The organism is Sphingobacterium alkalisoli, assembly GCF_005049105.1.
In the GTDB taxonomy this organism is placed as follows: domain Bacteria; phylum Bacteroidota; class Bacteroidia; order Sphingobacteriales; family Sphingobacteriaceae; genus Sphingobacterium; species Sphingobacterium alkalisoli.
The window spans coordinates 559,104-570,585 of record NZ_SUKA01000001.1 but is presented as its reverse complement, the minus strand read 5'-3'; the positions used below and the strand labels follow the sequence as shown (position 1 = coordinate 570,585).

9 protein-coding genes and 1 riboswitch are annotated in these 11,482 nt (G+C 39.8%); of the genes, 4 read left to right on the top strand and 5 right to left on the bottom strand.

Annotated features, from left to right (window positions below):
• Positions 1-92: 92 nt before the first annotated feature.
• The 3 genes from FAZ19_RS02190 to FAZ19_RS02180 all read left to right on the top strand — a co-directional run bounded on the left by FAZ19_RS02190 (position 93) and on the right by FAZ19_RS02180 (position 2,818).
• Positions 93-437 (top strand): hypothetical protein, encoded by a 345-nt coding sequence (locus FAZ19_RS02190; RefSeq protein WP_229707296.1) that lies wholly within the window; start codon positions 93-95, stop codon positions 435-437.
• A 98-nt stretch (positions 438-535) separates the two neighbouring features.
• Positions 536-2,107 (top strand): SulP family inorganic anion transporter, encoded by a 1,572-nt coding sequence (locus tag FAZ19_RS02185; RefSeq protein WP_136818960.1) that lies wholly within the window; start codon positions 536-538, stop codon positions 2,105-2,107.
• A 63-nt stretch (positions 2,108-2,170) separates the two neighbouring features.
• Positions 2,171-2,818: a carbonic anhydrase gene (locus FAZ19_RS02180; RefSeq protein WP_136818959.1), complete on the top strand. Its 648-nt coding sequence runs from the start codon at positions 2,171-2,173 to the stop codon at positions 2,816-2,818.
• Positions 2,819-2,871: 53 nt separating this feature from the next.
• On the opposite strand, the gene FAZ19_RS02175 is transcribed toward FAZ19_RS02180, so the two are convergent.
• Positions 2,872-4,143, bottom strand: a complete 1,272-nt coding sequence (locus tag FAZ19_RS02175) for an FAD-dependent oxidoreductase (RefSeq protein WP_136818958.1) — start codon at positions 4,141-4,143, stop codon at positions 2,872-2,874.
• 173 nt (positions 4,144-4,316) lie between these two features.
• On the opposite strand from FAZ19_RS02175, the gene FAZ19_RS02170 reads away from it, so the two are divergent.
• Positions 4,317-5,987 carry a glutamine--tRNA ligase/YqeY domain fusion protein gene (locus tag FAZ19_RS02170; protein WP_136818957.1) on the top strand — a complete coding sequence of 557 codons (1,671 nt, stop codon included), beginning with the start codon at positions 4,317-4,319 and terminating at the stop codon, positions 5,985-5,987.
• 38 nt (positions 5,988-6,025) lie between these two features.
• Here FAZ19_RS02170 and FAZ19_RS02165 read toward each other — a convergent pair whose 3' ends face one another.
• From FAZ19_RS02165 to FAZ19_RS02150, 4 genes are all read right to left on the bottom strand, one after another.
• The gene (locus FAZ19_RS02165) at positions 6,026-9,031 is read right to left on the bottom strand and encodes a glycosyltransferase family 117 protein (protein WP_136818956.1); all 3,006 of its coding nucleotides are present in this window, start codon (positions 9,029-9,031) and stop codon (positions 6,026-6,028) included.
• Between the two features lie 108 nt (positions 9,032-9,139).
• Positions 9,140-10,096, bottom strand: coding sequence for a methylenetetrahydrofolate reductase [NAD(P)H] (gene metF, locus FAZ19_RS02160; protein WP_136818955.1), 957 nt, complete (start codon positions 10,094-10,096; stop codon positions 9,140-9,142).
• 60 nt (positions 10,097-10,156) lie between these two features.
• A riboswitch (SAM riboswitch) is annotated at positions 10,157-10,261 on the bottom strand.
• Between the two features lie 41 nt (positions 10,262-10,302).
• A complete protein-coding gene (rimM, locus tag FAZ19_RS02155; RefSeq protein WP_136818954.1) occupies positions 10,303-10,827 on the bottom strand; it encodes a ribosome maturation factor RimM in 525 nt (174 codons plus the stop codon).
• A gap of 65 nt (positions 10,828-10,892) precedes the next feature.
• Positions 10,893-11,438: a 30S ribosomal protein S16 gene (locus FAZ19_RS02150; RefSeq protein ID WP_136818953.1), complete on the bottom strand. Its 546-nt coding sequence runs from the start codon at positions 11,436-11,438 to the stop codon at positions 10,893-10,895.
• Positions 11,439-11,482 lie beyond the last annotated feature (44 nt).

The following is an 11,482-nucleotide window of genomic DNA, read 5'->3' as shown; positions in this document are numbered from 1 at the left end:
AGTTTTGTAATATTTATACCATATAATTAAAATAAACCTTGGTTTTCTACGGAATAATTCTATTTTTGTGAAAGACAATACGATAAAAGTAGATGTATAATAAGGCATATAGAATATTATCAGCAAAGATTTGTTTCTTTATCTTCTTCCTGAAGATGCTGATTTCTGCTACACCTATTTTTATTGACAATGTTGACCAAGGAACTATTCTTCAGGTAGTTATGCAACTGGAAATTGAGAGTGCAAAAAACAACAGCAACTCAAATAATGAAGATCTCCACGAGCATGGCGTAAAAGTTTTCAAACCAGATGCAATAGATTTTCTAGCTTTCAATCCAACTATCGAAAGCAACAGCAAGAGCATGACTTACCTCCGTAACGAACGCTGCATTGTCTCGTATCACCCTACCGTACCTACCCCCCCTCCCAACTGCTAAATTCGCACATCGTATGGATGGTTTATTTGCTAATGACTTAGCAAGTGTAATCTGTTGTGATTTATTCAGTAAAATTTAAAAAAATAATTTATAAAATTATGTTAGGAACTCGTATGTCTGCTTTTCTAAAATTATCGAAAAGGGACTTAAAATATGACTTACCAGCGAGTATTGTTGTATTCCTGGTAGCTTTACCCCTATGTTTGGGTATTGCAATGGCATCCGGTGCGCCATTATTTGCCGGATTATTAACAGGTGTTATTGGGGGGATTGTGGTAGCGTCGATATCGGGTTCTCCACTTAGTGTCAGTGGGCCGGCCGCTGGATTAACTGTTATCGTATTAGGAGCGATACAGGATCTAGGTGCATATGAAACCTTCTTGTTAGCGGTACTAATCGCTGGAGCAGTTCAGCTGGTATTAGGTATTATGAAAGCTGGAATGATAGGAAATTATTTTCCTTCAGCAGTGATTCTAGGTATGCTTGCGGCGATCGGTATTACCATCATCCTAAAACAGTTGCCATTAGCAGTAGGTCTTTCTGAATCTCACGCTTTTGAATTAGATAATGGGGGTGGAATTACTGCTTTCTCCGACACCATTTTTTCAGCGGTCAATTGGGGTGCTGCGATCATCTGCTTTTTGTCATTGGCTATTCTCATCTATTGGCCAACAATAAAAACCTTAAATAAGGTTCCTGCCCCTTTGGTTGTTGTTCTTGTCGGAATCGGACTAAGCATAGCATTCGCAGGCAGTTCTTGGGGGTTAAACTCAGAACATTTTGTATCTATCCCCGTGGTATCTTCATTTACCGAATTTACGGGATTATTTATTTTTCCTGATTTCACACAGATCTTAAATAAAGATGTTTGGATAGTAGCTGTCACCATCGCGATCATAGCCAGTTTGGAAACGCTTCTTAGCATAGAAGCGGTAGACAAACTCGACCCTTTCAAACGGAACTCCCCTACCAACAGAGAGTTGGTGGCGCAGGGTGTCGGAAATATCACCAGTGGTTTATTGGGTGGTTTACCGATGACGTCCGTAATCGTTCGCTCGTCTGCAAACGCAAATGCAGGGGGTAGAACCCGCCAGTCCGCCATCTTTCATGGTATTTGGTTGCTGGCAGCGTTGGTTGCCATTCCCTCCCTTATCAATTTGATTCCGTTATCTTGTTTAGCTGCAATCTTATTACACACCGGATATAAACTTGCTAAGCCTGCGCTTTTCAAACAAATGTATAACAAGGGTTTAGATCAATTTATCCCCTTCACTATTACTGTTGTTGCCATCGTCGCAACAGACTTATTAATGGGAGTCGGAATAGGAATTGTAGTTGCCACATTCTATATATTACGGGCTAACATGCAGAACGCATACAAATTTAGCATTGAAGAAAAGGATAATAAAAATCAAGCTGTATTGACACTAGCTGAGGAAGTCTCATTTCTGAATAAAGTACCTATCCAACAAAAACTATACAACCTTCCAAAATCGGTAGACCGCGTGGTAATAAATGGATACGATAGCAAATTCATCGATAAAGATGTGCTTGAAGTGATTCGGGATTTCGAACAGAATGCCCTCAGTAAAGGGCTTGAAATCGAGCTAAACGATATCAATTATAAAAAAAAAACATACCGAAAGAAACATCTTCAGAAGGTAGTCTAATTAATTAACATAAATGCTGTATCTTGAATTGTTTTCATGAAAGCAATTCCAAATTAAAAAAATATGGGAAACAACGAATTAGAATTAGGTTTTAAAAAAATTTTAGACGGAAATAAAGACTGGGTCGATTTTGTAAGCGAAGACAAGACAGGCCGTTTCCAACAACTGGCAAAAGGTCAAAGCCCAGAGATATTATGGATCGGGTGTGCAGACAGCCGTGTACCAGCTAATGAACTGACCGGCAAAAAACCCGGAGAAGTGTTTGTACATCGCAACATTGCTAACATGTGTGTTCACTCTGACATGAGCATGCTGTCCGTTCTCGATTATGCAGTTAATGTATTGAAAGTAAAACATGTGATTGTAGCAGGTCATTACGGATGTGGTGGTGTTGCAGCTTCCTTAAGCCGTAAACAGTTTGGCATTATCGATAACTGGCTGTGCCATATCAAAGATGTATACCGACTTCATGCAGCAGAAGTTGATGCAATTGAAGACCCAGAAGAGAAGACAAATAGGTTGGTCGAATTAAATGTAAAAGAGCAAGTATTTAATCTATGTACAACATCTATTGTACAGAATGCATGGAAAGATCGCGAAGATCTGGCTGTACATGGAATGGTCGTCAACATCGGAACTGGTGAATTAATTGATCTGGATTCTACATTTACAAGCAACGATGATCTAGGAGATGTCTTCGCTTATAAATAGGATATAGTATAAGAAACTCCGACAAAAGCCTGTCGGAGTTTCTTGTTTTTACTTTATCTTAAAATAGTTCCTTGCATGTTAACAGCCTTAACATATGGATCGGCATATTTACCAACAATTACCGCAAACTCTTCCCGATTTACGATCTTATTCTCATCAAATTCACCTGCAAACTTTAGCTTGTGCGACCAGTCTTTTTTAATTTGTGCATCCATCTCTTTCCCTCTGAAGCTCACGAACCTAACCAAACTTAACAGATCTTTCCAAGTTAGATATACGCCGTCATTATCCATGAACCATAGCTGACTTCGTGAATGCAGCTGATTGAATATGGGTTTAATTTCTTGAAACGTAACACTGTCTTTCACATCAAATATATAACCGCTTCCTTCTTTCTTTCCTGTTAATAGACCCGACAGATACATTTTTTCAATTGCCCGGTAATGAACATGAGACGTCGGGACGTCATGAAGAGGCAACAGCCTCGCTCCATATGTAATCAATTCGGTTTGTAACTTCCGTACGTCAATCTTCTCTGTTGTAGTTTTGAAAAATGCGCAATATGCCGCCGCCGCTCCCATAGCCTGACCAAGTTGCGCACGCAGCGGAATACTTTCAGCATTTCGAGCAACCTGAACCAAATATTGTGCGGAAAATAAATTTTGGTTAGCTTGACTCAGAATGTTATTTAAAACATACGAATATATAACGCCATCTACTTCACCAACCGCAACAGTAGTACGTGATAAATCGAGTGAATGCGCATCTGCACGGGATATTCTTCCGGGTTTATAATAACCTTCCATACCATTTACTAACGTCTTTAACTTTCCCTCCTCCGTCGCATCTACAATAGCCCGTATGGCGTATTTCTCCTTGTTTGAAAAAGTGACCTCCCAATCTTTTTTGCGCCGTTCCACCGACTCTACCGACAAGCCCTTCATTACGGTGAGATTGGGCTGCATAGAAAGGATCTTCTCAACCGCATTCATTGCTAATCGTGGATTGATATCGCGCTTTACCAGCTGAGCTAAGGAATCGTTCACTTCTTTACTCATCGCTATTTTCATCAACATATCCATCCAAATACCGCCATCTAAATTAGCATTAGATAAAACAGTAGTCGTCTCTGTGGTAAGCGAGGGTACCATTTGTTCTTGATCCAATACCCAAAGTGTAGCGACGCTCGATTGTGCACTTTGTACAGCAGCCGTAAAGGCTTCAATATCCGATCCGTACACCAATAAGGCTGGTTTAACTTTCTTTTGAGCCATTAATAGGACCGGACTGATGAAGTATATGATGAGGTAAAGACGAAATTTCATTTGTATGGTATTTGTTCCGAAAATACATAAAATTAAATTATACGACGAAAAACCTCATCCTTTGTCTCTAATTTCAAAATGCCGTAATCGTGCGCGTATCAATCGTTGGGAAAAAAAATAAATAGCGAAAACTATTACTTGTTAAAAAAAGGAAAGTTATCTAAGTTTGCTACATGATAGAGGAAGAAAAATCATTAAATTTTATCGAAGAGATTATTGAAGAGGATCTCCGCAAAGGAACGCATGACGGCAGAGTCCTGACACGCTTCCCCCCCGAACCTAATGGTTATCTTCATATTGGACATGCCAAATCCATTTGTTTAAACTTCGGTTTAGGGCAAAAATATAATGGCTTGACCAACTTACGGTTTGACGACACCAATCCTGTTACAGAAGACACAGAGTATGTTGAAAGTATTAAACGTGACATCCAATGGCTTGGATTCCAATGGGCACAGGAGCTATATACGTCTGATTATTTCGACACGCTATACCAATATGCTACAGATTTAATAAAAAAAGGATTGGCCTATGTGGACGACAGCACAGCGGAGGAAATAGCAGCTGCAAAAGGCACACCTACAACGCCCGGGGTACCAACTCCATACCGTAGTCGTTCTGTTGAAGAAAATTTAATGCTTTTTCAGCAGATGCGTGAAGGGCAATTCAAAGATGGAGAAAAAGTATTGCGTGCCAAAATAGATTTGGCCAACCCCAATATGCACCTCCGCGACCCATTGTTGTATCGCATCAGACATGTGCATCATCACCGTACGGGAGATAAATGGTGTATATATCCAATGTATGACTTTGCACATGGACAATCAGATTCGATCGAAAAAATTACGCACTCGATATGTACCTTGGAATTTATTCCACATCGCCCACTATATGACTGGTGTATAGAAAAGTTAGAAATATTCCCTTCTAAACAATACGAATTCGCCCGCCTAAACATGACGTACACTGTTATGAGCAAACGAAAATTGCTTCAATTGGTAAACGAAAAATTTGTTGAAAGCTGGGACGACCCACGAATGCCTACGATTTCTGGCTTACGCCGTCGCGGATATACAGCAGCGAGCATTCGCAACTTTTGCGATAAAATCGGTGTGCAGAAGCGCGAAAACATGATCGATGTGAGTTTGTTGGAATTCTGCATCCGCGAAGATCTTAACAAAACTGCCTGGCGTCGCATGGCGGTATTGGATCCCATCAAATTGGTGATTACAAATTACCCGGAAGGTCAGGTAGAAGAATTAAACGGCGAAAACAACCCAGAAGTCGAAGGAGGAGAAGGATCTCGTAATATTCCATTCACTAAAGAATTGTGGATAGAGCGTGAAGACTTCATGGAAGAACCGCCAAAGAAATTTTTCCGTCTAGGTGTCGGGCTATCCGTTAGATTGAAACATGCATATATCGTAGAATGCCATGATTTCGTGAAAGATGCTGATGGAAAAGTCACCGAAATACATTGTAACTATATCCCTAACTCCAAATCTGGTGAAGATACCTCAGGATTAAAAGTAAAAGGAACGATCCACTGGATATCGGTGCCTCATGCGAAGGAGGCTGAAGTGCGTTTATATGATCGCTTATTTCATGAGGAGAACCCGGTTGCTGCTGAAGACTTCAAATCTTCCATCAATCCAGATAGTTTACAAATCATTACCAAAGCTTATATTGAACCTGATTTAGCGACAGCACAGGCAGGTAAAGGATATCAATTTATCCGTCTAGGATACTTTACGCTAGATACTAAATCGTCTACAGATCATCTAGTTTTTAACCGTACCGTAACACTAAAAGATTCCTGGGCGAAAGAAATTAAAAAAGGATAATAATTACAAAAGGAGGCTAATACCTCCTTTTGTATCTTCTATTGAAGGTATATATTCTTATATTTATCATTCAATGCGGTAGCAACAATCAACAATTCTTCATCGTCAGCGTCCGACAATATTTTTTGATAATTTTCTAAAGATGCAAGCCCCAGTCTTACTCCTCTCTCATCCAAAGCAGAATTTTTACCCTGCATTACTGCATAATTATAATTCATTTCTTCCTCAACGAATCTTAAATTTTTATCCGTAAGCAATCTGGCTTTGTCTAATTCGCTCGTTTCATAGAGCGTATCGACGATAACGCTATTGAGATACACCTGTCTTAAACTTGACACCTTTTTAGGCATATTGTCGTATGCGATCAAAGCAACCTCTTTTGCTTTGTCAAGTTTATTTTCAGTCATTAACGAGGTCAAGGAATTCACAAAAACGTTGCTCAAAATAAAATTCTCATACATAAAATTGGAATCGGGATCAAAATGATCTAACTCATGTATATTCCCCCATTTATATTTCTGGGTTATATTGCGATGAAGGGTATCGCTATTTATTAATGTGTTATCATCTGCTATCTGATTCAATTCCACCGGCATTAATCGATATACAAAACCCTCAGAAACTAAGTACTTATCCAATCCCATGAAACTTTCTTCAGGGCACATCATGCCAAAATAAATAGGTCTTTCCCAATTGTTATTGGCCAATATTTCCATCATGCAAAGTTCCGCCCGGGTTACGTAATCTTTATTGTATATCCATTCTATATGGTCCGGGATCGCCTTTTCCCAATCCTGTGGCACCACTTTATTTCGGATCACAGAATCCTTGTCTATCGGTAACCCCAGTTTTTTGGTGGGTAGAAAATTGACGTAATGTCCATCCTTCATCTGGATTTGGTTATTTCGATTATCCGACAACATGATATCTACCAACGTCCTCACGTCGGTATGCGCCTCTATGTTCATATCGAGTAGGGGCAAACCATCCCGAACTCCTTTTGCGATCTTGGATACTTCAAAATTTAAAGGCAGACGCTTTGCCTCATTTATATCTTGCATGGATTGCTTTACATACCAGTCTGACTGCAGATAACTTAAATTGACAATACGTACATCGGTACGAATCCCTTCGACCTCCTGTAAATACCACAACGGAAAGGTATCGTTGTCGGCGTAGGTAAATAAAATAGCATGGGGTTCACAGGATGTTAAATAGTTGAAAGCAACTTCCCTCGTCATCTCTCTCTCCGCTCGATTGTGATCATCCCAATTTTCAATTATCAATATTCCGGGACCGGCAATCAAACAGATAGCAAGAGATAAAATAGAAGCGGATTTTAACATTATCTTTTGTTTGATGATATCTATCAAGCCCAATAGTCCTAAACCTATCCAAATTGAAAAAACATAAAATGAACCTGCGTAGGCATAGTCACGCTCGCGAGGCTGCATCGGTGTCTGATTGAGATAAATGACGATAGCAATTCCCGTAAAGAAGAATAAAAGTGCCACAATCAATGCGTCCTGTTTTCTGTGTTTAATCTGCCAAATCAACCCTAAAACACCTAACAATAGCGGAAGAAAAAAGTAATTGTTTCTTGAAGGATCGGATTTCATTGAAGGAGATAATGCCTCTTGTCCACCAAGACGGGCATTATCTAAAAAATCAATTCCTGAAAGCCAATTTCCTTCTGTGTACGTACCATGTCCTTGCTTGTCATTTTGCCTTCCTACAAAATTCCACATGAAATAACGTATATACATATCATTCAGCTGATAGGAAAAAAAGAAAGACAAATTATCTAAAAAAGTAGGTGACTGATCTGCATTTAAATTTAAATAATGCTGATAATAGGCCGCGTGTTTTTCGCTATACATCCGTGGGAAAAGCGATTCTTTGTCATAGGTATATTTGCGGTTGGATTCAATTTTGGTATACCCGCTTTCATCTTTGCGATAGGTATGTTGCGTGTGCGCCTCTTTTACTTTTGCATCAAAATTCGGCCCTTTCAACAAGGGTTCACTAGCATATTGTTCCCGACTTAAATACCCTAAGAAAGAAAACACATTGTCCGGATCGTTATTATTTAGCGAAATGTTGGTTTGGGCGCGTATCAAAAGCATAGAATATGAACTGAACCCTACAAGAACAAAGCAGATTCCTAAAAGAAGAACATTCAAAATTGGCATTACTCTACGAACTGAATAAATAATACCAAAAATCAAACTTCCGAGAATCAATATCATAAAACTTACGACACCAAATCCAAACGGAAGTCCTAAAGTATTGACAAAGAACAGATCCACATATGCCGCCGACTTTACCATATACTGAATCAAACCCCAAAGTATAAAAGCTAGTATCAATATGCCTATCCCCAAAGATTTCGCAACACCCTTCCATGTTATTTGTTTTGTCTTCCTAAGATAGACCACTAATGCCAACGCGGGGATAGTAAGTAAGTTCAACAAATGTACCCCGATAGAAAGTCCCATTACATAGGCAATCATGAGCAACCATCTGTTTGCATCAGGTTGATCTGCTCTCCGCTCCCATTTTAGCACCAACCAAAATACGATAGCAGTACATAGAGACGACATGGCATATACTTCTGATTCAACTGCTGAATACCAAAATGTATCTGTAAAACCATACGCTAAAGCGCCAACAGTGCCTGCTCCGATAATTTGTAGTATCCGTAAATTGCCGCCTTCTCCGGCTTTGTCCATTATTTTCCGCGCTAAAGCAGTAGTTGTCCAAAATAGGAAAACAATGGTTAATCCGCTGCAAATTGCTGAGCCTATATTCATCAACAAAGCTATACGGGAAGTATCACCAAAAGCGAAATTTGAAAATAAATTCTGAAGCATTAGGAATAAGGGGGCGCCAGGCTGGTGCACAATTTGTAGTTTATACGCAGAAGCTATGAACTCTCCCGTATCCCACCAACTGTTAAACTTCTCGGCCGTGATGATATAGACCGTGGCAGCAATTGCTCCACATAGCCAACCTACAATATTGTTAATTTTCGCGTATTTCATATCCTAGGAATTAGTTAATTACATAATTAAAGTTAAACACTAGATCCTGTATATTGCATGGATTAACAATATTTAACAACAAAAGGAGGCTAATACCTCCTTTTGTTGTTAAAATAATCGCTCTACGATCTTCTTTGTTGGCCCGGGATTACTCATGGTATAGAAATGCAGTACGGGCGCACCAAATTTAATCAGCTCCTTACATTGCTCCACAAGCCACTCCTCGCCGACCTGCCTTACATCTGCATTTGTCTTACATTCGGATACTGCATCACTGAGTTCCTCTGGAATATCCAAATGAAAGATCTTGGGTAAGGTAATCAGTTGCTTTTTCGTCGTCAATGGTTTTAGCCCCGGTATAATAGGGACGTGAATACCGTTATCGCGGCATTTGGTTACGAATTCTTTATACTTTTCTACATTATAGAACATCTGGGTTACAATAAATTCTGCGCCCATGTCTACTTTCTTCTTCAACCATTTGAAATCCGTATTGAAGTTGGGTGCTTCAAAATGTTTTTCAGGGTAACCAGCTACACCGATACAAAAGTTCATTTTTTCAGAAAGTTCAATATCTTCGTGCAAATATTGGCCACGGTTCATATCTGCCACTTGCTGCAATAAGTCGGTAGCATATGCGTGTCCTCCGGGGGTAGGTATAAAATCCGAATCCCCCTTACGTGCATCGCCACGCAGTACCAATACATTGTCTATTCCTAAGAAATTAAGATCAATAAGTGCATTCTCCGTTTCTTCTTTTGTGAATCCTCCACATATTAGATGCGGAACGGCATCAACCTTATATTTACTCATAATTGCTGCGCAGATAGCTACAGTGCCGGGGCGTTTACGATACGCAACCCGTTCTAGCAAACCGTTATCATGCTGCTTATACAGGTAATCTTCGCGGTGATACGTAACATCGATAAAGGGAGGTTTGAACTCCATAAGTTCATCCATTGTTTTGAAGATACTTTGAATGCCTTGCCCCTTTGCTGGAGGCAATAATTCAAAAGAAAACAATGTTTTTCCCTTTGCATTTTTAATATGATCAACGATTTTCATCTGCAAGTATTATTTTATAGTTTTAGGCTTAGAGAAAACGCACCGACATCGTGTTTCTTCAGCTTATCTTTCCCGACAGAAGACGAGTAGAATGTAGCACCTTGACCAAGTGTCAGGTTGCTAAGGCTTCAGCGGGTCTAGTCCCTCTGCCTTTCTCTATAAGCGGTGCTAATATCGGCAATAAGAAGTAAAAAGTCAAAATTATTTTACGCGCCGTACAAATCCACCAATCCTTCCGGCAAATCTACTTCGATAACTTCTTCTTCCGCATCTATTCCCAGAATCAAATCGTCGGAAAGTGGAAACATCAACTCTTTGCCATTCATATCTACCGTAGCGATAAACTGCTGTGGCATCTCCTGTACATCGGTGATCTTACCCAATTCGCCATGATGTTCGTCCATAACCAGATAGCCTATCAAATCGGTATACCGAAAATCATCTGCATCACGAACAGGCATTTTATCTTTTGAAAGATAGATCTTCTTCCGCAATAGCGGTTGAGCCTTGTCGATATGATCGATATCTTCTAACATAACGTAGGCAGTGCTATTTTTTTGTAGCTTCAATTCGTCCACGAAATACGGGATAAGCTTTTTGTTCTCTTCCACAAAGAGCACATCAAACTCCAAATCCATGTAATCTTCAAACTCAAAAAAGATCTGAACTTCACCCTTTAGACCTCTGGTCTTGGAGATATAACCGATATAAAAACTTTGTTCTAGTGTCATATTGTGACGTTAAAATAAAAAAGCCGGTTCCTAAGATCCGGCTTTTCTGAATACTTTTTGAAAGATTAACCTTCAGTTTCTTCTGTTTTTTCTGCACCTTCAGTTGCTTCTGGAGCTTCCACTTCTTCTTCAGCAGGAGCTTCTTCTACGACTGGCGCATTTTTTGCCGCGATAGCAGCAGCTTTTTCTTCTTTTTTCTTCGCTTCAGCAGCTAAAGCTGTTTTTTTAGCTTCCTCTTTCGTTTGTGCTAATCCTGATTTTTTGCCTGCGGTCTTTGCTTCATTAGCTTCGATCCAAGCAGCAAATTTTTCTTCAGCAGCAGCTTCGTCAAAAGCGCCTTTCTTCACACCACCTTGTAAGTGTTTTTTGTAAAGAACGCCTTTATCCGAAAGGATAGTGCGAGCTGTGTCAGTAGGTTGCGCACCTTTATTCAACCAATCCAACGCTTTTTCAAAATCCAAAACGATAGTCGCTGGATTTGTGTTTGGATTGTACGATCCTAAGCGTGCAATGAATTTACCATCACGTGGAGCACGTGAATCTGCTACTACTACGTGGTAAAAAGGACGTCCTTTTTTACCGTGTCTTTGCAATCTGATTTTAGTTGCCATGTTTAATTTTAGTTATGTATTCAACATATCCCCCGTACAGCATG